Below are 24,659 nucleotides of genomic sequence, written 5' to 3' on the forward strand. Positions count from 1 at the left end.
GCTCAGCCCGATTCCTCCCAGCCGGCCGTGGCGTCCAGCGCCACGGCCGGCGCGTTCGCCGGGCGCGGCACGCCCGACGGGTCGAGCACGAAGAGCGCGACGTCCAGCAGGTCGGCACGGACCCGGGCGTCCTCGGCGTACCCGGCGAGCGAGAAGTACACGCCCCGCGCCGAATCCGCCATCGCCGTCAGCCACAGGCACTCCACGTCCCGCACCGAGGCCGGGCCCACCGTCGGGTCCACCTGGACGGCGACGCCGGGCGCGGCCAGGCCGATGCCGGCCAGGGGGCGCTGGTCGGCGCGGCGCACGTCCCGGTGGCCCAGCCCGCGCAGATACAGCACGGCGGCGGTGACCGCGTCGCGGGCGGTGCGGATCGGGACGGCCCGGTGCGCCGGGACCCGTGACCCCGGGGTGCGCCCGGACCGGCCGGTGGCGGCGGGGTCCACCGGCACGCACAGCACCGTCCCGCAGGGGCAGCCCAGCTCCGGACGCGGCCACCGGCTCTCGGTCCCGCAGGCCGCACAGCGCACCCCGATCCACTCCTCGTCCCACGCCCGGTGGGTGACCGCGGTCGCGGCCCCGCGCGGGTCCAGTTCCGGGGCGACGGGCGCCCCGCACGCACAGGGATACGACGGTGACGTGTAGCGGTGCCGGCGCCCGCAGGCGGTGCAGCACACCGAGATGGTCTCGGACATGACCCCCATCGTCCTCTCTTGACGGCCCCCGGCCGCCCACTTACATTACTTCCAGATCGTAGAAAACAAATTTCGCTATACGGAAGTTGCTACGGAAGAAGCTCACCGCGGGGCGCGACGGGAGTGCGAATCCGACAGCCGGATCAGGAGTACTCGATGGCTCGTATGACCGCTGCCCGAGCGGCAGTTGAGATCCTCAAGCGCGAGGGCGTCACCGACGCGTTCGGTGTGCCCGGTGCGGCGATCAACCCCTTCTACGCGGCGCTCAAGGCGTCCGGCGGCGTCCAGCACACCCTGGCCCGCCACGTCGAGGGCGCCTCGCACATGGCCGAGGGCTACACCCGCACCCACCCCGGCAACATCGGCGTCTGCATCGGCACCTCGGGACCGGCCGGTACCGACATGATCACCGGCCTGTACTCGGCGATCGGCGACTCGATCCCGATCCTGTGCATCACCGGCCAGGCGCCGACCGCGGTGATCCACAAGGAGGACTTCCAGGCCGTCGACATCGCCTCGATCGCCAAGCCGGTCACCAAGATGGCGGTCACCGTCCTGGAGGCCGCGCAGGTCCCCGGCGTCTTCCAGCAGGCCTTCCACCTGATGCGCTCCGGCCGTCCGGGACCGGTCCTGATCGACCTGCCGATCGACGTCCAGACGACCGAGATCGAGTTCGACCCGGAGACCTACGAGCCGCTCCCGGTCTACCGGCCCGTCGCCACCCGCGCCCAGATCGAGAAGGCGATCGGCCTGCTGAACGCCGCCGAGCGCCCGCTGATCGTGGCCGGCGGCGGCGTCATCAACGCCGACGCCGCCGACCTGCTCGTGGAGTTCGCCGAGCTGACCGGCACCCCGGTCGTCCCGACCCTGATGGGTTGGGGCCTGCTCCCCGACGACCACGAGCTGAACGCCGGCATGGTCGGCCTGCAGACCTCGCACCGCTACGGCAACGCGACCTTCCTGGAGTCCGACTTCGTCCTCGGCATCGGCAACCGCTGGGCCAACCGCCACACCGGCAAGCTGGACGTCTACACGGCCGGCCGCAAGTTCGTCCACGTCGACGTCGAGCCGACTCAGATCGGCAAGATCTTCGCCCCGGACTACGGCATCGCCTCCGACGCGAAGGCGGCCCTGGAGCTGTTCGTCGCGGTGGCCAAGGAGCTGAAGGCGGCCGGCAGGCTGCCCGACCGCTCCGCGTGGGCCGCCTCCGCACAGGAGCGCAAGGCCACCCTCCAGCGCCGGACCCACTTCGACGACATCCCGATCAAGCCGCAGCGCGTCTACGAGGAGATGAACAAGGCCTTCGGCCCGGAGACCCGGTACGTCTCCACCATCGGCCTCTCCCAGATCGCCGGCGCCCAGATGCTGCACGTCTACCGCCCGCGGCACTGGATCAACTGCGGCCAGGCGGGACCGCTCGGCTGGACCGTCCCCGCCGCCCTCGGCGTCGCCAAGGCCGACCCGGACGCGCAGGTCGTGGCGCTCTCCGGCGACTACGACTTCCAGTTCATGCTGGAGGAACTGGCCGTCGGCGCGCAGCACCGGATCCCGTACGTGCACGTCCTGGTCAACAACTCCTACCTGGGCCTGATCCGCCAGGCGCAGCGGGCCTTCGACATCGACTTCCAGGTCAACCTGGAGTTCGAGAACATCAACTCGCCCGAGCTGGGCGTCTACGGCGTCGACCACGTCAAGGTCGCCGAGGGCCTGGGCTGCAAGGCGATCCGGGTGACCGACCCGAACGAGCTGGGCGCGGCCCTGGAGCAGGCCAAGAAGCTGGCCGCCGAGCACCGGGTGCCGGTCGTCGTCGAGGCGATCCTGGAGCGCGTCACCAACATCTCCATGTCGGGCTCGAACGACATCTCCAACGTGGTCGAGTTCGAGGAGGTGGCCACCGAGCCCGGCCACGCCCCGACCGCCATCAGGACCCTGAAGGTCTGACGGACCCGGCGCCGAGCCGCGAGAGCGGCCCGTTCCCCAGGGGGACGGGCCGCTCTTCCGTGTGCGCGCTCAGTCCGAGCCGCCGCCGCCCGAGCCGCCGACCGCGTGGTCCCCGTGGCCCGAGCCGTCGCCGCCGCCCGAGACCGAGTCCTCGTACGCGTCGCGCCACCTCAGGAATCTGCCCCGGCCCAGCGAGAAGCGCACACCGTCGGCCGGGGCGCCGGGGGCCGTCAGCCCGGCCCGCAGTGCGAAGCGCGGCAGGAGCAGGCGCAGGGCGGCATCGCCGTGCAGGGCGACCGCGAGCAGCGTGTCGTCGTCCGTCAGCCCGTGCCTGACCGCCGGCAACGGGTGCCGCTCCCGCCAGAACTCCACGCGCCGACGGGCACCGCGGGTCGGCCTGAGCCAGGGGTGGCCCAGCAGCCCGTCCTCGGCGAGCGGGATGCGCGTCAGGGCCACGGCGAGGCGCACGTCCGGGTGCCGGACCAGCTCACGAGCGGTGAGCGGCTCGTGCAGACAGTCCAGCACGGTGCCCTCGAACGGGCCCAGGCCCTCCGGCTCCGGTCCGGTCGCGCACAGCGTCCTGCGCGGGCCGGTCTCGACGGCGCCCAGCAGGTGCAGGGCGACCAACGCCACCGTGACGGCGCCCGGCGGCCCGCCGCCCAGCAGCGCGATCTGGTGCGGTTCCCACCCGATCTCCGTGACACCGTCCACGACCCCACCCCCGTGCGCCCCGTGTTGTGCCGGGGTTGTGCCCGCTGCGGGGGACTCCTACGCCCGCTCTCCGCCGCCGTGGTGCTCGTGCAGCCCCGGCCAGTCCTCGGGGCCGCCGCCCTGCCACTCGACCAGGTCGCTCGACTCGACGTCGGTCACGTACAGGTCGGCCAGCCGCAGCAGTTCGGCGACGTCGTCGATGTGCGAGGCGACGCCCAGCGTCTCCTCTCCGGAGGTGACCCGGCGGGAGCCGTCCAGGGCGGGGGAGTGGACCACGATGTGCGGATGCTCGGGTGGGTGTGCCGTTGCCATGCCTCCAGGCTGCTGCGCGGGAGCGGAATCCGCACCCGGTGAACGCCGAGAAGCGCCGGATGCGGGACCGTCCGCATCCGGCGCTTCCCAGCCGGTGAAGGTTCTTCACGTGGTGTCCGTCCGGCGGCGCGAGGCTGGGCGCGACAGGTCGTTCGCGCCGCCGGACGGGGCTTGTGGGGCCTCTCGGCAAGAGAGGCGGGTGGCTGGGACCGCGGCGGTGCGACGGGCCGGAACGGCTCCTCCCCTCAGGTCGTAGGAGAAGCGTCCGTGCCCTTCACCACCGCACTGGCTCGCTGGCCGCCGCGGTCCTCGCCCTGCCCGCGCCGGCACCTTGCGGTCACCCCTCATCCGGGCCGCTTCGGTGCCTGCGCGGGCCGCGCACACGGCCCCGGCCTCCCCGCCGGGTTCCGTGCGCGAGCCGGTGGGTCAGTCCTCGCGCAGGGCGCGGACCGCCTCCTGAACGCGCTTGCCGTACTCGGGGTCGGCCGCGTGGAAGTGCGCGAGGTTCTTCTCCACGACGTCATTGCGGGAGACCTGGGACAGGCCGCCGGCGAGATTGGCGACCAGCCGCTGCTTCTCGTCCTCGCTCATCAGCCGGTACAGCGCACCGGCCTGCACGAAGGGGTCGTCCTTGGTGTGCAGCGGCGCCTCGTGGGTGCCGGTGTGCCCGGAGACCGCGAGCGGGGCCGCCAGCGGCCGGCCGGTCTCGACCGGGCCGTCGTAGGAGTTCGGCTCGTAGTTCTTGGCGTGCCGGCCCTGCGAGTTGGCCGCCATCAGGCCGTCGCGGCCGTAGTTGGCGGCGCCGCCGGGCACGGCCTTGGGGGCGTTCACCGCGAGCTGGGTGTGGTTGACGCCCAGGCGGTAGCGGTGCGCGTCCGCGTAGGCGAACAGACGGCCCTGGAGCATCTTGTCGGGGGAGGGACCGATGCCCGGCACGAAGTTGTTCGGGGAGAACGCGGCCTGCTCGACCTCGGCGAAGACGTTGTCCGGGTTGCGGTCAAGCACCAGCTTGCCCACGCGCCTGAGCGGGTAGTCGGCGTGCGGCCACACCTTGGTCACGTCGAACGGGTTGAAGCGGTAGTTCGCCGCCTCGGCCACCGGCATCAGCTGCACGTGCAGCGTCCAGGACGGGTACACGCCCCGCTCGATCGCCTGCACCAGGTCCGTCTGGTGCGAGGTGGGGTCCTCGCCCGCGAGCTTGGCGGCCTCGTCGGCGGTCAGGCAGCGGATGCCCTGGTCGGTCTTGAAGTGGTACTTGACGAAGAAGGACTCGCCCTTGGCGTTCGTCCACTGGTAGGTGTGCGAGCCGAAGCCGTCCATGTGGCGGTACGACGCCGGGATGCCGCGGTCGCCCATCAGCCAGGTCACCTGGTGCGTGGCCTCGGGGGAGTGCGCCCAGAAGTCGAAGACGTTGTCCGGCTCCTGACGACCAGTGAACGGGTCGCGCTTCTGCGAGTGGATGAAGTCGGGGAACTTGATCGGGTCCTTGATGAAGAACACCGGGGTGTTGTTGCCGACGAGGTCGTAGTTGCCCTCCTCGGTGTAGAACTTCACCGCGAAGCCGCGCGGGTCGCGGACCGCGTCCGCGCCGCCGAGGGAGTCGGCCACGGTGGAGAAGCGCAGGAAGACCTCGGTGCGCTTGCCGACCGTGTTCAGGAAGCCGGCGTGCGTGAAGCCGGTGACGTCGTCGGTCACCTCGAAGTGGCCGTAGGCGCCGGAGCCGCGGGCGTGCACCACGCGCTCCGGGATGCGCTCGCGGTTGAAGCGGGCGAGCTTCTCGATGAGGTGCTGGTCCTGGATCAGGAGCGGGCCGCCGATGCCGGCGGAGGCGGAGTTCTGGTTGTCGGCGACCGGGGCACCGGACTCGGTGGTGAGCACGCGCTGCGACATCGTGGACCTTCCGTGACCTGCTGAGCGAGGGTTCAGCGGAAATTCATTTCCGCTTCGTGGAGCCTAGATTTGGGACGATGGCACGTCAACAGTTTGTTGAAGTGGGTTCCGGGCGGCGCCGCCGCTCGGGCGCGACATGACAGGTGTCAGCGGCGGCGCCACCCGGAGGTCTCGGGGCGGTGCGTCAGACCTGGGCGCCGGAGAGGCGCTCCACGGCCCGCAGCAGGGCCGAGTGGTCCAGGCCGCCGTCGCCCTGGGCACGCAGGGAGGCGACCAGCTGGGCGACCACGGCGCCGACCGGCAGCGCGGCGCCGACGTTGCGGGCGGCGTCGGTGACGATGCCCATGTCCTTGTGGTGCAGGTCGATGCGGAAGCCCGGCTTGAAGTCACGGGCGAGGAAATTGTCCTTCTTCCGGGTCAGCACGGTCGAACCGGCCAGGCCGCCGTTGAGGACGTCCAGGGCGGCCTTCAGGTCCACGCCGGACTTCTCCAGGAAGACCACGGCCTCGGCGCACGCCTGGATGTTCACGGCGACGATCAGCTGGTTGGCGGCCTTCACGGTCTGGCCCGAGCCGTGCGGGCCGCACAGCACGATGGTCTTGCCGAGCGCCTCCAGGAGCGGCTTGGCCTCGTCGAAGTCGGCCTGCTCACCGCCGACCATGATGGACAGCACGGCCTCGATGGCACCGGCCTCGCCGCCGGAGACCGGGGCGTCCAGGACGCGCAGGCCCTTGTCCTTGGCGGCCTTCGCGAGGTCCACCGAGGTCTGCGGGGTGATCGAGGACATGTCGACCAGGAGCGCGCCGGACTTCGCGTTCTCCAGGATGCCGTCGGGGCCGTAGGCGATGGCCTCGACCTGCGGCGACGCGGGCACCATGGTGACGATCACGTCGGCGTCGCGCACGGCCTCGGCGATCGAGCCGGCCGCGGTGCCGCCGGCGGCGGCCAGGCGGTCCAGCTTCTCCTGCTCCAGGGTGAAGCCGGTGACCTGGTAACCCGCCTTGATCAGGTTCTCGGACATGGGGGAGCCCATGATGCCGAGACCGACCCAGGCGACCTTGGGGAGTGTGCTCATGATGGGTGCCTCTCTGAAAATCTGTGGAGATTCCTGCGGGGTGGCGCTCAGCGGGCCGCGCGGGCCTCGGCCGGCAGCCAGGAGAAGGACTGCGCGCTGGGGTCGTCGCCGGGCTTGTACTCCAGCCCGACCCAGCCGTCGTACCCGGCCTTCCTCAGGCGGTCGAGCAGCTCCTCCAGCGGGAGGGTGCCCGTACCGGGGGCGCCGCGGCCCGGGTTGTCGGCGATCTGCACATGGCCGGTCTTCGCGGCGTAGGCGTCGATCACCTGCGGCAGGTCCTCGCCGTTCATGGACAGGTGGTAGAGGTCCATGAGGAACTTGGCGTTGCCGAGCCCGGTGGCCTCGTTGACCTTGTCCACGATCTCGATCGCGGCCGGTGCCGACACCAGCGGGTAGAGCGGCGACTCGGGCTCGTTGAGCGCCTCGATCAGCAGGATCGCGCCGATCCGGTCGGCCGCGCGGGCGGCGAGGACCAGGTTCTCCAGCGCGAGCCGGTCCTGCTCGGCCGGGTCCACGCCCTCGACGCGGTTGCCGTACAGGGCGTTGAGCGCCGTGCAGCCCAGCGACCGGGCGAAGTCGGCGGCCACGTCGATGTTGGCGCGGAAGCGGTCCGACTCCTCGCCGGGGAGCGACAGCGCGCCGCGGTCGGGTCCGGGCAGCCGCCCGGCGTAGAAGTTCAGGCCGGTGAGCCGGACGCCCGCGTCCTCGATGGCCGACTTCAGGGCGTCCAGCTCGGACTGCTCGGGGGTGGGCGAGTCGATCCAGGGCCACCACAGCTCGACCGCGGTGAAGCCGGCCGCGGCGGCGGCCGCGGGGCGCTCCAGGAGCGGGAGTTCCGTGAAGAGGATCGACAGGTTGACGTTGAAGCGCTGATCTGCGAAGCCCATCGGGTGCCGCGCTCCCTTCCGTTTCGATCTTATTCCGCATTACGGAAGTTCTTTTCTACGTAACGGAAGATTGCCGGTGGAGTGCGGCCCTTGTCAAGAGGGGGCGGCGCAATACGGTCACCCCGCGTTAGGTTGACCGCGTGCGATTGAGAGTGGAGTTCACGACCGAACCCTTCGACCTGGACGAGGCGCCCGCGCACGCGGTGGTGGCCCGGGAGGTCGTCGAGGCCGCCGAGCTGGACGCGGTCGACGTCGGCCCGTTCGGCAATACCGCCGAGGGCGGCGCCGACCGGGTGCTCACCGCCGTGGACGCGCTGCTGCGCCGCTCCCTGGAGGCCGGCGCCACTCGGATCTCGCTCCAGGTCAACGTGGTCCCGGACGGTGCCGAGCAGGAGGGCGAGCGGTGACCGGCCCCGCCGAGGAGCCGTTCATCGCGGCCGTCAAGCCGCTGGTCGACGCCATGGGTGGCGAGATGCTGCCGCCGGACGAGGCCGGCCTGGAGGACGTCGTGCTCTCCTGGGAGGGCGCCGACGTCGTCGCCGTACGCCTGCCCCAGCTCGCCGACTCCCTGGACCACATCCTGGCCGCCATGGAACGCCGGCAGGGCAGGCCGCTGGCCGACCTGGACCGCAGGACCAAACAGGAGGTCGTACGGGCCCTGGAGGCGCGCGGCGCCTTCGCCGTACGGCACGGCGTGGAGACCGTCGCGAGCGCCCTCGGCGTCAGCCGCTTCACGGTGTACAACTACCTCAACCGCGAGAAGGGCACCTGACCTGCACGGGAGCCCCACATCACGAGCCGCCGTCCGGTAACCGGACGGCGGCTTTCGTAACACCGAATTTTCAACAAAGTGTTGACGCGTTGTTTCCGAGGGCGTTAGCTATCGGCACGCCCGCTCAGCACAAGGCCACGGAGGCTCCCGTGACGTCCACTTCCGCGTCGGGCCTGGCCCGCTTCAACACCCTCGAGGAGTCCTCGGCACGCGCCGAACTCCACGAGGCGTGCGCCTCCACGGCGTGGGCCCGGCACCTGCTCGCCGCCCGCCCCTTCGCCACCACCGAGGACCTGTACGCCGCCAGCGACGCCGCCATGGCCGAGCTGAGCGCCGAGGACCTCGCCGAGGCGATGGCCGGACACCCGCCGATCGGCCGTCCCAAGCCGGGCGATGCGACCTCGTCCCGCGAACAGGCGGGCATGGCCGGCGCCGCCGAGGAACTCAAGGCGGAGATGCTCGAACTCAACCTGGCCTACCAGGAGAAGTTCGGCCACGTCTTCCTCATCTGCGCCACCGGCCGGACCGGCGAGCAGATGCGGGACGCGGTCAAGGAGCGTATCGGCAACTCGCCCGAGCAGGAGCGCGAGATCGTCCGCACCGAACTGGGGAAGATCAACCGCATCCGCCTGACCCGACTCGTCGAACAGGACGCCCGACCATGAGCACCAGCACCACCGCCTCCGTGTCCACGCACATCCTGGACACCAGCGTCGGCCGCCCCGCCGAGGGCGTCGCCGTCCACCTCGCCGCCCGCTCGGGCAGCGACGCGGACTGGCAGAAGCTCGGCGGCTCCGCGACCGACGCCGACGGCCGGTGCAAGGACCTCCCGGCCCTGCCGGAGGGCACCACACACGTACGGCTCGACTTCGACACCGAGACGTACTTCGCCAAGAAACAAGCCGCGGCCCAGCAGGACGCCCCCGCGCTCCGGGACAGCGAGAACGGCCGGCCCGTGTTCTTCCCCGAGGTCACCATCACCTTCGCGGTGGTGCCCGGCGAGCACTACCACGTTCCGCTGCTGCTCAACCCGTTCGGCTACTCCGTTTACCGAGGGAGCTGACCGACACCATGACCCGTTTCGTCCTGGGACAGAACCAGTACGGCAAGGCAGAGAACCGCGTCGTCAAGATCACGCGTGACGGCGACACGCACCACATCAAGGACCTGAACGTCTCCGTCGCCCTGTCCGGCGACATGGAGGAGGTCCACCGCAGCGGTTCCAACGCCAACGTCCTGCCGACCGACACCACCAAGAACACGGTGTTCGCCTTCGCCAAGGAGCACGGGATCGAGAGCGCCGAGGACCTCGGCGTCAAGCTCGCCCGCCACTTCGTGGACAACAACGACCCGATCCACCGGGCCCGCATCCGCATCGAGGAGTACGGCTGGGAGCGGATCGAGACGTCGAAGGGCGGCGCCCGCTTCGTCGGCGCCGACGAGATCGCCCACTCCTTCGTCCGCACCGGCCAGGAGACCCGCGTCGCGCAGATCACCTACGACGGCCACGGCATCCAGGTGCTCTCCGGCTTCAAGGACCTGACCGTCCTGAACTCGACCAACTCCGAGTTCTTCGGTTACCTGAAGGACAAGTACACCACCCTCAAGGAGGACTACGACCGGATCCTCGCCACCACCGTCTCCACCTGGTGGCGGCACAACTGGGACGGCGTCGACTCGCACGCCCCGGACTGGGACCGCTCGTACAACGGGGTGCGCAAGCACGCGCTCCAGGCGTTCGCCGAGACCTACTCGTACTCGCTCCAGCAGACCCTGTTCGAGATGGGCGTGCGGGTGCTCAACTCGCGCGACGAGGTCGACGAGATCCGCTTCTCGATGCCCAACAAGCACCACTTCCGCTCGGACCTGTCGCCCTTCGGGATCGACAACGAGGCCAAGGACGGCGCCGTGTACTACGCCGCCGACCGCCCCTACGGCCTGATCGAGGCCACCATCCTGCGCGACGGCGCCGAGCAACTCATCCCGGTCGACATGACCAACCTCTGACGCGGCAGGCCCGCCACCGGCCCCGCCCCCCGGGGCCGGTGGCGCGCCACACCGGAGGAAACACCATGGCACTGCCTGCGAAAGGGCCCGCCACCGGCCCTGGCACCACCCCGCCGGTGCACACCGAGGACGCCGTCACGTCCGTGCACCCGGTCGACGAGAAGCTCCACCCCTCGCGGCTCGTCCCCGCCGCGCTCCAGCACATCGCCGCCATGTACGCGGGCGTCGTCACTCCTCCGCTCATCATCGGCCAGGCCTGCGGACTCGACATCGAGGGCCGCACCCGGCTGATCGCGGCCTCCCTGCTGATCGCGGGCGTCGCCACCCTGCTCCAGACCCTCGGCGTCAAGGGCTTCGTCGGCAACCGCCTGCCGTTCGTCAACGCCGCCTCCTCGGCCGGCATCGCGCCCATCCTCGCCATCGTCGAGACCAACGCGAAGGGCAGCCAACTCCCCGCCGTCTACGGCGCGGTGATGGTCGCCGGAGTCTTCTGCCTCGCCGTCGGCCCGTTCTTCGGCCGACTCCTGCGCTTCTTCCCGCCGCTGGTCACGGGCGTCGTCATCACCCTCATCGGCGTCACGCTGATGCCGGTCCCGGTCGGCTGGGCCCAGGGCGGCGACAAGACCGCCGCCGACTTCGGCTCGATGCGCAACCTCGCGCTCGCCGCGTTCACCCTCGCCGTCATCCTCGTCACCCAGCGATTCGGCCGGGGCTTCGTCAAGCAAGTGGCCCTGCTCCTCGGCCTGTTGATCGGCACCCTGGCCGCCATCCCCTTCGGCATGGCCGACTTCGGCGCCCTGAGGTCCGCGCCGGTCGCCGCGCTGCCCACGCCCTTCGCCTTCGGCGCCCCCGAGTTCCAGCCCGCGGCCATCCTGTCGCTGTGCATCGTCATGCTGGTCCTGATGACGGAGTCGTCCGCCGGCATGCTCGCCCTCGGTGAGATCTGCGACCGCCGCGCCGACGCCAAGGTCATCACCCGCGGCCTGCGCACCGACGGCCTCGCCACCCTGGTCGGCCCCGTCTTCGGCGGCTTCCCCACCTCAGCCTTCGCCCAGAACGTCGGCGTCGTCTCCCTCACCCGGGTGCGCAGCCGCTACGTCGTCGCCGTCGCCGGTGCCACCCTGCTGGTCCTCGGCGCCTTCCCGGTCCTCGGCGCGGTCGTCTCCCTGGTCCCGATGCCGGTGCTCGGCGGCGCGGGCATCGTGCTGTTCGGCTCCATCGCCGTCAGCGGCATCCGTACGCTCTCCGAGGCCGGGCTCGACGACAGCTCCAACATCATCCTGGTCGCCGTGGCGCTCGGCGCGGGCATCATCCCGCTGGCGGCGCCCACCTTCTACGCCGAGTTCCCCGCCTGGGCCCAGACCGTGCTGGGCTCCGGCATCAGCGCCGGAGCGATCGTCGCGGTCGCCCTCAACCTGTTCTTCCACCATCTCGGCACCCGGAGCCGCCACCCGGTCCCGGCACTCAAATCCTCCTAGGGTCCTGCCGTGCCCTCCCCGTCGGGTACTCGACTCCCCGCCCACGGGCCCCACCGAAAGGCAAGGAAGCAGCATGGCAGCATCATCGGCACCCGGACGCACCGTCATCGAGAACTGTGCGATCGCCACCGTGGACGCGGGCGACACCGAATACGCCTCCGGTCACCTCGTGCTCGCCGGCAACCGGATCGAGTCCGTCGGCGCGGGCGGGGCACCCGAGGGCCTGGAGAACGTCGTACGCCGGATCGATGCGACCGGACACCTGGCCACCCCCGGACTGGTCAACACCCACCACCACTTCTACCAGTGGCTCACCCGGGGCCTGGCCACCGACCACAACCTGTTCGACTGGCTGGTCGCCCTGTACCCGACCTGGGCGCGCCTCGACGAGCCGATGGCGTACGCGGCGGCCCAGGGCTCCCTGGCCATGATGGCCCGCGGCGGCGTCACCATGGCCGCGGACCACCACTACATCCACCCGCGGGGCGCCGGTGACCTGTCCGGCGCGATCATCCGCGCCGCCCGCGAGATCGGCGTCCGCTTCACCCTCGCCCGCGGCTCCATGGACCGCGGCGAGTCCGACGGCGGGCTGCCGCCGGACTTCGCGGTGGAGAGCCTGGACGACGCGCTCGCCGCCACCGAGGCCACCGTCCGGGAACACCACGACTCCTCCTTCGACGCGATGACCCAGGTCGCCGTCGCCCCCTGCTCGCCCTTCTCCGTCTCCACCGAACTGATGCGCCAGGGCGCCGAGCTGGGCCGACGGCTCGGCGTGCGGCTGCACACCCACGGCTCGGAGACCGTGGAGGAGGAGAAGTTCTGCCACGAACTGTTCGGCATGGGCCCCACCGACTACTTCGAGTCCACCGGCTGGCTCGGCGACGACGTGTGGATGGCGCACTGCGTCCACATGAACGACTCCGACATCGCCGCCTTCGCCCGCACCGGCACCGGCGTCGCCCACTGCCCGTCCTCCAACGCCCGCCTGGCCGCGGGCATCGCCCGCATCCCCGACCTGCTCGCCGCCGGCGTCCCGGTCGGCCTCGGCGTCGACGGCACCGCCTCCAACGAATCCGGCGAACTCCACACCGAACTCCGCAACGCCCTGCTGATCAACCGCCTCGGCGCCCACCGCGAGGCCGCGCTGAACGCCCGCAAGGCGCTCAGGCTGGGCACCCACGGCGGCGCCCGGGTCCTCGGCCGGTCCGCCGAGACCGGCTCCCTGGAAGCGGGCAAGCTCGCCGACCTGGTGCTGTGGCGCATGGACACCCTCGCCCACTCCTCGATCGCCGACCCGGTGACCGCCCTGGTCCTCGGCGCGCCCGCCCCGGTCACGGCGTCGTTCGTGAACGGACGGCAGATCGTCGAGGACGGCAGGCTGCTCACGGCCGACGAGGACGCCCTCGCCCGCTCCACCCGGGACGAGGCACGGCGGCTGGCGCGGATCGCCGCGCAGGACTGAACGCCGCGCAACACCCGTACAACAGAACACCACTTGATCTCCGGCCGGGAGGGACGGCTCCCGGCCGGTAACCGTGGACCCGAGCGGGGTCCACGGTGACCTGCTCCGGGGCGTGCGCCTCAGCGCGCACGCCCCGGAGCGGTCGCCCGTTCCCCCGAACGGTCCCGTCCCGGTCCCGCACGACCACCACTAGCTCCACCTCCCTGACACCCACGTCAGAGCCGACGTGTAAACGACCGGAGGAACGCCGCCGTGGCCGACCACCCTGTTGACGAGAAACTCCCGCCACTCAAAATGGCGACGACCGGCCTGCAACACGTGGCCGCCATGTACGCCGGGGTCGTCGCCCCGCCCCTGATCGTCGGCGCGGCCATCGGCCTGAGCGCCACCGAGCTGACCTTCCTCACCGGCGCCTGCCTGTTCACCGCGGGCCTGGCGACCTTCCTCCAGACCCTGGGAATCTGGAAGATCGGCGCCCGGCTGCCCTTCGTCAACGGCGTCACCTTCGCCGGTGTCGCCCCGATGACCGCGGTGGTCGCCTCCACCGACGACAAGTCCGACGCGCTGCCGATCATCTTCGGCGCGGTCATCGTCGCCGGACTCCTCGGCTTCTTCGCCGCCCCCTTCTTCAGCAAGGCGATCCGCTTCTTCCCGCCGGTCGTCACCGGCACCGTCATCACCCTGATCGGCATATCCCTGCTGCCGGTCGCCTTCGGCTGGGCACAGGGACCGAGCCCCACCGCGGACGACTTCGGCTCGTCGACCAACCTCGGCCTGGCCGGGATCACCCTCGCCATCGTCCTGCTCCTGCGCCGCTTCACCCGCGGCTTCGTCAAGCAGATCGCCGTACTGCTCGGCCTGATCGCGGGCACGCTCGTCGCCATCCCGTTCGGCGTCACGGACTTCGGTCCGGTCGCGGACGCGGACGTCGTCGGCTTCCCGACGCCGTTCCACTTCGGCGCACCGCAGTTCCAGATCGCCGCGATCATCTCCATGTGCGTGGTGATGGTGGTCTCGATGACCGAGTCCACGGCCGACATGCTCGCCCTCGGCGAGATCGTGGACCGCCCGGCCGACGAGAAGACCATCGCGGCCGGTCTGCGCGCCGACACCCTGGGTTCCGCCCTGAGCCCGGTCTTCAACGGCTTCATGTGCAGCGCCTTCGCGCAGAACATCGGCCTGGTCGCGATGACGAAGATCCGCAGCCGCTACGTCGTCGCGGTCGGCGGCGGCTTCCTGGTCCTGATGGGCCTGTGCCCGATGGCGGCCTCACTCATCGCCGTCGTCCCGCGCCCGGTCCTGGGCGGCGCCGGCGTGGTCCTCTTCGGCTCGGTCGCGGCCAGCGGCATCCAGACCCTGGTCCGGGCCAGCCTGGACAAGGACAACAACGTCCTGATCGTGGCGGTCTCGCTGGCCGTCGGCATCATCCCGATCGCGGCGCCGGAGTTCTACCACTCGTTCCCGGAGAACGCGAGGATCATCCTCGACTCGGGCATCTCGACCGGCTGTGTGGCCGCGGTCCTGCTCAACCTGGTCTTCAACCACATAGGCGGCCGGGAACGCGACGCGGAGGACGTCACCCACCCGATGGAGGCGGGCGACGAGATCACCGAGTCGTCCCGGGAGGCGGCGATGAAGTGACGCCGGGAACCGGGCGGCGGAGCCGGGCCTACAGTCCGAACAGGCCCGGCTCCGCGGCCAGTTCCTTGAAACGCTGTCTGGGGTCCGGCACCAGCCGGCGCTCGCTCAGGTCCATCAGCCCGCCGACGGCCTCGACCTCGGCGGCGACCGTGCCGTCCGCCTTGGTGATGAGCTGCCGGATCCGGAAGGTCTTGCCCTCGCCCCACTCGAAGGCGCAGCTCACCGTGACCTCGTCACCGGCGAGCAGCTCCCGCCGGAACCGGATCGTCGTCTCCAGGGCCACCGGACCGACCTGGCGGGCGACCAGGTCCGCCTGCCGGATCCCGGCCGCCTGGAGCATCGACCAGCGGGCGTGCTCGGCGTAGTTCAGGTACACCGACTGGTTCAGGTGGCCCTGGGTGTCGGTCTCGTACCCGCGGACGGTCACCGGTACGGAAAACGGCTCGCTCACCGCTGCTGCCTCTCTTCGCACACGTACGGACGGATCGATCTTGGCATGTGGGCGTCACACCTTCCGCGGGGAGGCCAGCAGATAGCGGGCCCGCGTGCGCGGCTCGGTGTGCTCCCCGACCTGCCAGCCCGCCCGCTCCAGCGTCGCCGCGCAGTCCCGCAGCGCGGCACCGTCGGGTTCGTACACGGCGACGGCCTCCGGCTGCGGTGTCGCCCGCACCCGGTACCCGGCGTCGCCGTCCGGTCCGGCCGGACGGTGCCCGGCCGCCTCCAGGGCCAGCGCGGCGGCCCGCACGAGATGCGACCGCTCCCACGCGCACGGCCGCTCCGTGCTCCCATCGGGATGCGTCATCCGGCGCAGCTCCAGCAGCCCCTGCCAGGCGCCGCGCACCTCCCGCAGCCGCGCGGGCCCCGCGTCGCCCGGGGCGGCCTCCTCCCCGCCGACCCGCGCGGCGAACACACCCCCGGCGTCCGGGGCTCCGGCGGGCTCCGGTCTCTTTGACTCCTCCGGCGCGTCGGTCGCCTCCCGTATCCGGTGCCCGGCCGGAGTGAGGAAGTGGTCGTGCGGCGGGCGCGGATGCCGGAAGGCGAGCCCCCGTTTCACCAGCGCCGCCAGCTGGGCCGGTGTACCCCTCAGCCGTCCGGTGACGGGATCGGCGGCCTCGATGACACGCCGCTGCGCGGCGGTGGGCGACAGTGCCACGGCGTGCCCCCCTTCTCTTCACGGCTCACCGGTGACGCCTTCGAAGACTACGACGGGGGTCTGACATTCCAGGCGGCGATCACCGGCCGCCCGTGCTCCGTGCCCAGTCGGCACAGCGTGCCCGTGCCCAGCTGGAACAGCGCCCCGTGCGAGGCCGGGAGGCCCAGGTGCCGGGCGGTCAGCACGCGCAGGAAGTGCCCGTGCGCCACCAGCACCACGCACCCCTCGGTGTTGGCGAACGCGGCCTCCACCGTGGCCAGCACCCGGTCGGCCCGCTCACCCACCTGCTCGGGCGTCTCCCCGGGATGGTCCGGCGGCCCGGGTGCGACCCCGTCCGTGAACAGGAACCAGTCCGGCCGGCTCCGGTGGATCTCGACGGTCGTGATCCCCTCGTAGCCGCCGTAGTCCCACTCGTGCAGGTCCGGCTCGATGCGCACCCCGTGCAGCCCGATCAGCTCGGCCGTCTCCCGGGCCCGCTGGAAGGGGCTGACGAACGCCGCCCCGATCCGGTGCGACCGGATCAACGGCACCAGACTCCGCGCCTGCTCCCGCCCCTTCTCGGTCAGCGGGACGTCCGTCAGCCCGGTGTGCCGCCCGGAGCGCGACCACTCGGTCTCACCGTGCCGGACCAGAAAAAGATCACCCATGGACTTCCGCCTTTCCGCCGTGCTCGTCAGCACGGTGTCACATGGGCAGCATGGCCCACGGAACCGACTCGGCCCCCGGCGGGTACCCGGATCTAGGATCCCCCCGTGCTCAAGACACCCTTCGCACCCGCCGTCCGCTGGACGGTGGCCGTGCTGATCAGCCTGCCGGCGGCCACGGCGTGCGACGACACCGGCGCCCGGACCGCTTCGGTCCCCGCCGACCGCGTCACCGGCGCCTGGCGGGCCGGCGACGACACGGCCCTCGCCCTGTCCGCCGACCGCGCCTTCACCGCGTCCGGGCTGAACTCGGGCAAGCTCGCCGGTACCGGCTGTCCGGGCGGGCACACCGACGGCGACTGGGCCTTCTTCGCCGATGACGGCGACGGCTTGTACATGACCTCGCCGGGGGCCCGGTCGGGCTCGGAGATCGGTCTGTCCTTCACCGAACCGTCCGACGAGCCCTGCCGGCTCACCCTGACGGTCGTCGACGACGGCGAGGCCCTGTGCGCCACGTCCGACCCGGAAACCCCCTGCGACCTGGGCGTCCGCTTCACCCGGAAGGGCTGAGGCCCGGCCGCTACTGCCGGTACCCGCTCAGGAAGCGCCCGATCCGCCCGATCGCCGCCTCCAGGTCCTCCGCGTGGGGCAGCGTCAGGATGCGGAAGTGGTCGGGGGAGGGCCAGTTGAAGCCCGTCCCCTGCACCACCTGGATCTTCTCCCGCAGCAGCAGGTCCAGGACGAACCGCTCGTCGTCGTGGATCTTGTGGACGGCCGGGTCGATGCGCGGGAACGCGTACAGCGCGCCCTTGGGCTTGACGCAGGAGACACCGGGGATCTCGTTGAGCTTCTCCCAGGCCACGTCCCGCTGTTCGTGCAGCCGTCCCCCGGGGGCCGTCAGCTCGCGGATGGACTGGCGGCCGCCGAGCGCGGCCTGGATGGCGTACTGGGCGGGCGCGTTGGCGCACAGGCGCATGGAGGCCAGCATGGTCAGGCCCTCCAAGTAGTCCTTCGCGTGCTGCTTCGGCCCCGTCACCACCAGCCAGCCGGAGCGGAAGCCCGCCACCCGGTACGTCTTGGACAGGCCGCAGAAGGTCAGCACCACCAGGTCGGGGGCGAGGGAGGCGGCCGAGTGGTGCACGGCGTCGTCGTACAGGATCTGGTCGTAGATCTCGTCGGCGAAGACCATCAGGCCGTGCCGCCGGGCGAGGTCGAGGATGCCCTCGACGATCTCCTTGGGATAGACGGCGCCAGTGGGGTTGTTGGGGTTGATGATGACGACCGCCTTGGTGCGGTCGGTGATCTTCGCTTCCATGTCGGCCAGGTCCGGGTACCACTCCGCCTGCTCGTCGCAGAGGTAGTGCACCGCCCTGCCGCCCGCGAGGGTGGTCACCGCCGTCCAGAGGGGGAAGTCGGGGGCGGGGATCAGCACCTCGTCGCCGTCCTCGAGCAGCGCCTGCACGGCCATGGAGATCAGCTCCGAGACGCCGTTGCCGAGGAAGACGTCGTCCACGTCCACCTCCAGGCCGAGCGCCTGGTAGCGCTGGGCGACGGCCCGGCGGGCGGAGAGGATGCCGCGCGAGTCCGTGTAGCCGTGCGCCCGCGGCAGCATGCGGATCATGTCCTGGACGATCTCCTCCGGCGCCTCGAAGCCGAAGAGGGCGGGGTTGCCGGTGTTCAGGCGCAGCACGCTGTGCCCCGCCTCCTCCAGGGCGTTGGCGTGCTCGATGACCGGGCCGCGGATCTCGTAACAGACCTCGCTGAGCTTGTTCGACTGCCGGAACTCCATGCGCGGCTTCCCCTCCGGAATCTGGTGTTGCTTGGTTTTACCAAGTAGCAGCTTGGAAAGTCCAACAACTTGTCTACACTGCGTCGCATGTCACCTCGCCCTCGCCGTAGCTACGACCAGTACTGTTCCGCCGCCCGCGCGCTCGACGCCGTCGGCGACCGCTGGACCCTGCTGATCGTCCGGGAGCTGCTCGCCGGTCCGCGGCGCTACACCGACCTGCACGCCGACCTTCCCGGCGTCAGCACGGACGTCCTCGCCTCACGGCTCAAGGACATGGAGCGCGAGGGACTGACGACCAGGCGACGGCTGCCCCCGCCCGGCGCGGCGTACGTCTACGAACTCACCGCGCGGGGACGCGGCCTGCTGCCCGTCCTGGAGGCGCTCGGCGCGTGGGGCGCCGGCGAGCTGGGGGAGCGGCGGCCCACGGACGCCGTACGCGCGCACTGGTTCGCGCTGCCCCTGCTGCGCGCCCTGCGGGAGGCCGGGGCGGGGGAGGGACTCGTCGAGGTCCGGCTGGACGAGGGAACGTTCCACCTGTACGCCGACGCGGCGGCGAGCCCGTCGGAGAACCCGGCGGCCGGGCCCGTGTACGGCGAGGGGTCCGCGCCCGGGGAGCCCGATGCCCGGCTCGTGCTGGACGCCGCGACCTGCGTGGCCCTCGGGCGCGGCGAGACCGGCCTGCGGGAGGCGGTCCGCGACGGCCGCGTCGAGGTGACCGGCGACGGCACGGCGGCCAAGGCGCTGCGGGAGGGTTGAAACGGCGGGAGGCCCGCCGAAGCGGGCCTCCCGAGGGCGCGTCAGGCGCCCGGCGGCACCCGGGACGGCCGTCCCGAACCGCGGGTCAGCGCGTAACCGCCGATGCCCGCGAGCGCGGCCAGCACGGCCCCGATCCCGCTCCACACCCAGCGGTCCGACCACCAGCCCGACGACCAGCCGTCCTCCGGCTCGATCGCGGACAGCACGGCGCCGCGGTCCTCCTCGTCGCCCGCCCCGGCGCCGGACGTCACCGCGATGCCCGGCACCAGCGGTTCGGCCAGCGAGCCGTCCACCGCCGCGGCCCCGCCGATGTCCTTGGAGTCCGCCCGGACCTCGGCGGAGACCGGCACACCGAGGTCGGAGGCCGGCACGTTCACCGCCGTCAGCCGGACGTAGTAGGTGCCCGGCAGCGGGTCGTTGGCCCACGGCTCGGTCCAGGCGCGCACGGTGCGCAGGACGCAGGCCAGCTCGACGGACGAGGTGCCCGCGTCCGCGGTGCGGGCCTGGGCGCCCCACTGGCAGGCCTGGCGGCGGCGCAGGCCGTCGTACACGTCGACCCGCCAGGTCTGGGCGGCGTGCGTCTCGGGCAGCTTCACCGTGGCCTTCACGGTGGGCCGCTGCCCGGCGTCGGCCGGGAACGACCAGTACAGGTAGTCGCCCGCGGCGCCGTTCGCCGTGGCCACCTGCCCCTGCTCGAACTCGGCCGCCGTACGGAAGGAGGTGCCCGCCGCGGTCGGCGCGTCACCGTCCCCCGAAGGGCTCGCGGAGGGCGAGGAGTCGGCCGCCGCGGGAGCCGCGGCGAGGCCGAGCAGCACCACGGCCGCGCTCAACGCTCGGGTGAGTCGCATCAGTTGGTCCTCCAGATCGCGAAGCGCCAGCGCGAGAGCCAGCCCCACAGCAGACCGGCGACGAAGCCGACCAGCACCAGCAGGCCGAGCAGCCACCAGCCGCGCCCGAGGCCGAAGGCGGCCACGTCGTCGGAGTCGCCCGGACCGTCCACGACGTCGACGGTCAGCTCCAGCGGCAGACCGGGCGTGGTCTTCACACCGGAGGCCACGGAGAAGGAGTTGGTCACCTGCAGACACACGGCCTCGGCCGCCGCGTCATCGTCGTCGTCGCTCTCCGCCTTCGGGTACCGCAGCCCCGTCGAGAGCACGTCGGTGCGGCCGTTGCCCGCCGCCTCACCGCGCACGATCTCCCGGCCGTGCACGGTCACCGCCCGCAGCAGCACCCCGTAGGACGGGTTCACGGCCCGGTCGGCGCCCACGCTCACGGAGGCGCGCAGCTCCTGGCCCGGCGCCACGTCCACCCGGTACCAGCGCTGCTGCCCGAACTCCTCGCGGTCGGTGTACAGCCCCGACTTCAGCGTCGGCGCCTTCGCGCACGCGTCGGCACCCTCGGTGGCGACCGGTGTCACCACCGGATCGGCCGCCCGGTCCACCAACTGGTTGACCTTGTCGGTCAGTTCCTCGGTGTGCTCGACCGAGGTGTACGTGCCGCCGGTCGCCTCGGCGATACAGCTGAGCTGCTGCCGCATCTTGGTGTTGGGGACCAGCCCCAGCGTGTCGATGGTCAGCCCGATGCCCTTGGCCGCGATCTCGCGGGCCACCTCGCACGGGTCCAGCGGGGCGCAGGTGTCCTCGCCGTCGCTGATCAGCACGATCCGCTTGGAACCGTCGCCGCCGTCGAGGTCGTCGGCCGCCTTGAGCAGCGCGGGCCCGATCGGCGTCCAGCCCGTCGGCGACAGGGTCGCCACCGCCGTCTTCGCCTCGGTGCGGTCCAGCGGGCCGACCGGGTAGAGCTGCGCGGTGTCCTTGCAGCCGGTCTTGCGGTCGTCGCCCGGGTAGTCCGCACCGAGCGTCCGGATGCCCAACTGCACCTCTTCCGGCGTCGCGTCGAGCACCTCGTTGAACGCCTGCTTCGCCGCCGCCATGCGCGTACCGCCGTCGATGTCCCGCGTCCGCATCGAACCGCTGACGTCGAGCACGAGGTCGACCTTCGGCGCGTCCTCACCCGTGGGTTCCCCGGCACTCGCCCCGGCCGGGAACGCCATCCCGGCCACCAGCGCGGCGAGCAGGGCACAGGCACCCGCCGCCAGCCGTGTTCTTGTGATCATCGGCGGATCTTATTGATCAGTGGTCTCGCGTTCCAAAACGAGACCGCGCCGATGCCCCGACTTCACCTCCACCACAGCGGATTGGGCAACTCCGACCACAGATCACCCGCGCTGCCCGGCGAAGTCCGCATCGCCGTCAGCGCCTTGACCGGCAGGGGCCGCTCGCGCAGGGGCACGGTGTCCTCCGTGCGGGGCAGGTCGGGCATCGCGGTCTCCAGGGCCTCGCGCAGCGCCGGGCCCGAACCGGCCGTCGCCGCCAGCGCGCCGCCCACCAGCGAGCCGAACAACTTGCGGCGCAGGGCTACCGGTTCGTCGGTGAGGATGCGGGCGGGCAGGCCGGGGGCGGCGATCCCGTGCCGGGCCAGGCGGGCCGGGGAGACGCGGATGTCGGCCAGGTCGCGGTAGACCAGGCGTACCGGGTCGCCCGTCGCGGAGAGGACGACCAGGAGGTTCTGGCCGTGGGCCTCCAGCGCCACGCCCAGCTCCAGCGCGCGCAGCCCGACGGTGAGCGCGAGGCGGGCGAAGGCGGCGAGCCACGCGGCGGAGCGCGGCAGTCCGGTGGTCGCCAGTGCCGCCACCGGGACGACGTGCTCGCCCGGCGCGGCGTACACCCGGGGCGACTCGCGCAGTACGGCGGCCAGGTCGGGGGAGTGGGCGGTGGCCGCGCCCGGCGTGCGGGTCACGTGGAGGAGGCCGTCCAGGCGCCCCGCCAGCCGCTCCCCGAACGCCGACAGGTCCCCCGACGCGGCGACCGAGGCGACCGAGATGTCCCGCACCGAGGACGTCAGCCGGGCGCTCAGCGCGGTCTTGACGTGCACGGGGCCGGGCAGCGCGAGGGTCCGCAGGGACATCAGCGGACGCGCTGCGGGCCCGGCCTCGCACGACTGCTTGAGCACGTGCGCGGCCTGCCACGGATGCACCGGGACCAGCACCCGCGCCCCGTCCCGCAGCTCCCGCGGCCACACCCCCGTCACCAGGCACTCCGCCGCCGGGACCGGCACGAGCCCCAGCTCCACCACCGGCCCGTGCTCGGGCCCGTACGCCAGCTGCTCCGCCACCGAGAACCCCGGCCGCGCACGGCAGCCCGGATGGTACGGGTGACCGTCGACCACCCGGCGCTCCCAGCCCCAGTCGCTGTCCGGCCACTCGTCCGGGTGATTCTCCGGCGCCCCCTCCCGCACCGCCCGGGGCTGCGCCGCGCGCGACAGCGCCAACGACGCGGCGCTGTGCCCGAGTTCGGCGGCGAAGGCGGCCGAGTGCGGTACGGCGAGGTCGGTCATCAGCCGCTCCGGGTCGTCGTACGCGACCTCGTCCAGCCGGACGACCGGCACGTACGCGTCCGTGCGGTACGGGTCGGCGGCCGGTCCGGACAGCCGACGGCCGTCCCGCAGGCGCAGGACGAGCCCGTCCCCGGACCGCTCCCGGCCCTCGATCCACGGCAGCGGTTCGAAGGCCAGGGCACGCCACAGCCGCGACAGCACGGCCGCCCGGGCCCCGGGCTCCTCGGCCGTGAACCGGGCGACCAGGTCGGGGCGGACGGCCGCCACCTCGTCGGCGACCGCGGCCGCTGCGCTGGGAGGACGATGCACGGGCTGGCTCCTCGGATACGGATACGGAAACGGAAACGGAAGGGACACGGGCACGGGTAGGACTACAGGTAGGGCGTCACGGCGGAGCGCCGACGAGGGTCATGACGAGAGACATACTGATCGTCTCCGTCCTCTCCGCCATGGACCGACCGTAGGGAACGAGTGGAACGCGTGGATCTCCTGCCCCCGCCCACCGGCGCCGACTCCCGGGACGACGTGGCGCGCCGCGCCGACGCCCACGCGGCCGTACCGCTGCTGAACTGCCTGCTGCGCGAGGTGGCCGAACCCCTGCCGGGCCCCGGGGAACGCCCCGTGTACCGGCTGCCCGGCGGCAGACTGCTGCGGGTGCGCCGGGGCCGCCGGCCCGCCGAACCGGAGGTCCGCACGGCGGACGGGTGGCACCGCGTCGACCACGCCGAACTGGTGAAGCTCGTCGCCGAGGCCCTGCGCCGGCACACCGGTGTGCCCAATCACGAACTGCCCACCGAGATGACCGACAGCCGCGACGCGGTGGCCGCCCTGCTGACGGCACGCGCGCGTGCCACCCCGCCCGCGGACCCGTACCTCCGCTCCGAGCAGGCCCTGCTCACCGGCCACACCCACCACCCCGCCCCCAAGGCACGCGGCGGCGGCCCGCACGCCGGGTGGCTGCCGTACGCGCCCGAGGCGCACGCCCGCTTCCCGCTGACGCTGCTCGCCGTGCGCGAGGACACCGTCGTCGACGAGGGCGACACCGCCGCCCTGGACGCCCTCGGCAAGGCCCCGCCCGGCTACCGCCTGCTGCCCGCCCACCCCTGGCAGCTGGAGCTGACGGCACCGGCCCTCGCCCCCGCCTTCGCCGACGGCCGGCTCGTCCGGGTGGGCACGACCGGCTTCTTCGCCTGGCCGACGGCCGCGATCCGCACCGTGTACGCGCCCGAGTACCTGCCCGGACAGGACCTGTTCCTGAAGTTCAGCCTCGACGTGCGCGTCACCAACGACATCCGCCGCCTGTGGCGCCACGACCTGATGCGACTGCGCCGCACCGACACCGCGGTCACCGAGGCCTTCGGCTCCGTGGGACCCCCCGCTGCCTGGCTCGGCGACCGCGGCCACCGCACCGCGGACTTCGCCTTCGAGGAACTGGCCGTCGTCGTCCGCGACGGCCTGCGGGCCCACCTGCTGCCCGGCGCGACCCCGCTCCTGGCCGCCGCCCTCGTGGAGGGCTTCCCGGGCAGCCCGCTCACGGCCGCCGCGGACCCGGCGGCCTGGTGGGAGGCGTACCTCGCCGCCGTCGTCCCGCCCGTCCTGACCGCCTTCGCCGACGACGGCGTCGTCCTGGAGGCGCACCTGCAGAACACCCTGGTCGCCGTGGACGCCACCGGCATGCCGGTGCAGGCGCTGTTCCGGGACGCGGAGGGCGTCAAACTGCTGCCGGACACCCCCCGGGCGGCCGGCTGGGAGCGCCTGGTCTACTGCCTGGTCGTCAACCACCTGTACGAGATCGCCGCCGCCCTCGCCGAACACCACCCCGGCCTCGACCCCTGGCCCGCCGTCCGCCGCGAACTGGCCCGCCACGACCTCCCCGAGATCCCCGCCCTGCTCACCGCCCCCGCCCTCCCCGCCAAGACCAACCTGCTGCTGCGCTGGACCGGCGCGGACGGCGCCGACGCCCGCTATCTCCCCCTGCCCAACCCGCTGCGCGGGGCGTGAGCGGCGGCCCGCCGCGCACCTCCCCGGAAATCCCGTGCCGTGCCGCACC

General features: G+C 72.3%; 25 protein-coding genes. 12 read left to right on the forward strand and 13 right to left on the reverse strand.

The features are described from left to right. Window positions 1-2 precede the first annotated feature (2 nt). Window positions 3-704, reverse strand: a complete 702-nt coding sequence (locus tag ACGH52_RS30640; RefSeq protein WP_121703314.1) for a hypothetical protein — start codon at window positions 702-704, stop codon at window positions 3-5. 147 nt (window positions 705-851) lie between these two features. Here ACGH52_RS30640 and gcl point away from each other — a divergent pair, with 147 nt between their 5' ends. Continuing rightward, the gene (gene gcl / locus ACGH52_RS30645; RefSeq protein ID WP_076976972.1) at window positions 852-2,636 is read left to right on the forward strand and encodes a glyoxylate carboligase; all 1,785 of its coding nucleotides are present in this window, start codon (window positions 852-854) and stop codon (window positions 2,634-2,636) included. 69 nt (window positions 2,637-2,705) lie between these two features. Here gcl and ACGH52_RS30650 read toward each other — a convergent pair whose 3' ends face one another. The 5 genes from ACGH52_RS30650 to ACGH52_RS30670 all read right to left on the reverse strand — a co-directional run bounded on the left by ACGH52_RS30650 (window position 2,706) and on the right by ACGH52_RS30670 (window position 7,511). Further along, entirely contained in the window at window positions 2,706-3,347 is a 642-nt protein-coding gene (locus tag ACGH52_RS30650; RefSeq protein WP_121703316.1) for a TIGR04222 domain-containing membrane protein, read from the reverse strand. Window positions 3,348-3,404: 57 nt separating this feature from the next. Next, window positions 3,405-3,659, reverse strand: coding sequence for a hypothetical protein (locus tag ACGH52_RS30655; RefSeq protein WP_059300430.1), 255 nt, complete (start codon window positions 3,657-3,659; stop codon window positions 3,405-3,407). Between the two features lie 426 nt (window positions 3,660-4,085). Beyond that, the gene (locus ACGH52_RS30660; protein WP_399943972.1) at window positions 4,086-5,549 is read right to left on the reverse strand and encodes a catalase; all 1,464 of its coding nucleotides are present in this window, start codon (window positions 5,547-5,549) and stop codon (window positions 4,086-4,088) included. A gap of 184 nt (window positions 5,550-5,733) precedes the next feature. Beyond that, complete coding sequence (locus tag ACGH52_RS30665) at window positions 5,734-6,624, reverse strand: 2-hydroxy-3-oxopropionate reductase (protein ID WP_121703318.1); 891 nt, start codon at window positions 6,622-6,624, stop codon at window positions 5,734-5,736. 47 nt (window positions 6,625-6,671) lie between these two features. Beyond that, window positions 6,672-7,511 carry a TIM barrel protein gene (locus ACGH52_RS30670; protein ID WP_121703319.1) on the reverse strand — a complete coding sequence of 280 codons (840 nt, stop codon included), beginning with the start codon at window positions 7,509-7,511 and terminating at the stop codon, window positions 6,672-6,674. Window positions 7,512-7,651: 140 nt separating this feature from the next. Here ACGH52_RS30670 and ACGH52_RS30675 point away from each other — a divergent pair, with 140 nt between their 5' ends. The 8 genes from ACGH52_RS30675 to ACGH52_RS30710 all read left to right on the forward strand — a co-directional run bounded on the left by ACGH52_RS30675 (window position 7,652) and on the right by ACGH52_RS30710 (window position 14,871). Further along, complete coding sequence (locus tag ACGH52_RS30675; protein ID WP_059300426.1) at window positions 7,652-7,918, forward strand: hypothetical protein; 267 nt, start codon at window positions 7,652-7,654, stop codon at window positions 7,916-7,918. Next, on the forward strand, window positions 7,915-8,283 hold the full coding sequence (locus tag ACGH52_RS30680) for a helix-turn-helix domain-containing protein (RefSeq protein ID WP_003972719.1): 369 nt from the start codon (window positions 7,915-7,917) through the stop codon (window positions 8,281-8,283). Before ACGH52_RS30675 ends, ACGH52_RS30680 begins: the two co-directional genes overlap by 4 nt. Before the next feature lie 149 nt (window positions 8,284-8,432). Continuing rightward, window positions 8,433-8,948 (forward strand): 2-oxo-4-hydroxy-4-carboxy-5-ureidoimidazoline decarboxylase, encoded by a 516-nt coding sequence (uraD, locus tag ACGH52_RS30685; protein WP_059300425.1) that lies wholly within the window; start codon window positions 8,433-8,435, stop codon window positions 8,946-8,948. Then, on the forward strand, window positions 8,945-9,346 hold the full coding sequence (uraH, locus tag ACGH52_RS30690; RefSeq protein WP_076976979.1) for a hydroxyisourate hydrolase: 402 nt from the start codon (window positions 8,945-8,947) through the stop codon (window positions 9,344-9,346). Before uraD ends, uraH begins: the two co-directional genes overlap by 4 nt. A gap of 8 nt (window positions 9,347-9,354) precedes the next feature. Further along, window positions 9,355-10,290 (forward strand): factor-independent urate hydroxylase, encoded by a 936-nt coding sequence (gene pucL / locus ACGH52_RS30695; RefSeq protein ID WP_059300423.1) that lies wholly within the window; start codon window positions 9,355-9,357, stop codon window positions 10,288-10,290. A gap of 65 nt (window positions 10,291-10,355) precedes the next feature. Continuing rightward, window positions 10,356-11,768 carry a nucleobase:cation symporter-2 family protein gene (locus tag ACGH52_RS30700; protein ID WP_076976980.1) on the forward strand — a complete coding sequence of 471 codons (1,413 nt, stop codon included), beginning with the start codon at window positions 10,356-10,358 and terminating at the stop codon, window positions 11,766-11,768. Between the two features lie 73 nt (window positions 11,769-11,841). After that, window positions 11,842-13,230, forward strand: coding sequence for an 8-oxoguanine deaminase (locus ACGH52_RS30705; protein ID WP_399943980.1), 1,389 nt, complete (start codon window positions 11,842-11,844; stop codon window positions 13,228-13,230). Between the two features lie 252 nt (window positions 13,231-13,482). After that, window positions 13,483-14,871 carry a nucleobase:cation symporter-2 family protein gene (locus ACGH52_RS30710; RefSeq protein WP_121703321.1) on the forward strand — a complete coding sequence of 463 codons (1,389 nt, stop codon included), beginning with the start codon at window positions 13,483-13,485 and terminating at the stop codon, window positions 14,869-14,871. A gap of 28 nt (window positions 14,872-14,899) precedes the next feature. On the opposite strand, the gene ACGH52_RS30715 is transcribed toward ACGH52_RS30710, so the two are convergent. From ACGH52_RS30715 to ACGH52_RS30725, 3 genes are read right to left on the reverse strand one after another with little or no spacing between them, the layout of a single operon-like run. Next, window positions 14,900-15,322, reverse strand: coding sequence for a thioesterase family protein (locus tag ACGH52_RS30715; RefSeq protein WP_121703322.1), 423 nt, complete (start codon window positions 15,320-15,322; stop codon window positions 14,900-14,902). Window positions 15,323-15,376: 54 nt separating this feature from the next. Next, the gene (locus ACGH52_RS30720) at window positions 15,377-16,024 is read right to left on the reverse strand and encodes a hypothetical protein (RefSeq protein ID WP_399943985.1); all 648 of its coding nucleotides are present in this window, start codon (window positions 16,022-16,024) and stop codon (window positions 15,377-15,379) included. Window positions 16,025-16,071: 47 nt separating this feature from the next. Continuing rightward, on the reverse strand, window positions 16,072-16,671 hold the full coding sequence (locus tag ACGH52_RS30725) for a histidine phosphatase family protein (protein ID WP_059300417.1): 600 nt from the start codon (window positions 16,669-16,671) through the stop codon (window positions 16,072-16,074). 105 nt (window positions 16,672-16,776) lie between these two features. On the opposite strand from ACGH52_RS30725, the gene ACGH52_RS30730 reads away from it, so the two are divergent. Then, window positions 16,777-17,238 (forward strand): hypothetical protein, encoded by a 462-nt coding sequence (locus tag ACGH52_RS30730; protein ID WP_399943988.1) that lies wholly within the window; start codon window positions 16,777-16,779, stop codon window positions 17,236-17,238. Between the two features lie 10 nt (window positions 17,239-17,248). On the opposite strand, the gene ACGH52_RS30735 is transcribed toward ACGH52_RS30730, so the two are convergent. Further along, window positions 17,249-18,457 carry a pyridoxal phosphate-dependent aminotransferase gene (locus ACGH52_RS30735; protein ID WP_121703325.1) on the reverse strand — a complete coding sequence of 403 codons (1,209 nt, stop codon included), beginning with the start codon at window positions 18,455-18,457 and terminating at the stop codon, window positions 17,249-17,251. A gap of 87 nt (window positions 18,458-18,544) precedes the next feature. Between ACGH52_RS30735 and ACGH52_RS30740 the strand changes: the two genes are divergently transcribed. Further along, on the forward strand, window positions 18,545-19,213 hold the full coding sequence (locus ACGH52_RS30740) for a winged helix-turn-helix transcriptional regulator (protein WP_076976986.1): 669 nt from the start codon (window positions 18,545-18,547) through the stop codon (window positions 19,211-19,213). 41 nt (window positions 19,214-19,254) lie between these two features. Here ACGH52_RS30740 and ACGH52_RS30745 read toward each other — a convergent pair whose 3' ends face one another. From ACGH52_RS30745 to ACGH52_RS30755, 3 genes are all read right to left on the reverse strand, one after another. Next, window positions 19,255-20,061: a hypothetical protein gene (locus ACGH52_RS30745; RefSeq protein WP_399943993.1), complete on the reverse strand. Its 807-nt coding sequence runs from the start codon at window positions 20,059-20,061 to the stop codon at window positions 19,255-19,257. After that, window positions 20,061-21,329 carry a VWA domain-containing protein gene (locus ACGH52_RS30750; RefSeq protein ID WP_121700611.1) on the reverse strand — a complete coding sequence of 423 codons (1,269 nt, stop codon included), beginning with the start codon at window positions 21,327-21,329 and terminating at the stop codon, window positions 20,061-20,063. Before ACGH52_RS30750 ends, ACGH52_RS30745 begins: the two co-directional genes overlap by 1 nt. Before the next feature lie 62 nt (window positions 21,330-21,391). Then, a complete protein-coding gene (locus tag ACGH52_RS30755) occupies window positions 21,392-22,918 on the reverse strand; it encodes an IucA/IucC family protein (RefSeq protein ID WP_121700612.1) in 1,527 nt (508 codons plus the stop codon). Between the two features lie 162 nt (window positions 22,919-23,080). Here ACGH52_RS30755 and ACGH52_RS30760 point away from each other — a divergent pair, with 162 nt between their 5' ends. Next, complete coding sequence (locus ACGH52_RS30760; RefSeq protein ID WP_399943996.1) at window positions 23,081-24,610, forward strand: IucA/IucC family protein; 1,530 nt, start codon at window positions 23,081-23,083, stop codon at window positions 24,608-24,610. Window positions 24,611-24,659 lie beyond the last annotated feature (49 nt).

It is taken from the genome of Streptomyces sp. BBFR25, from assembly GCF_044590125.1.
Lineage (GTDB): Bacteria > Actinomycetota > Actinomycetes > Streptomycetales > Streptomycetaceae > Streptomyces > Streptomyces canus_D.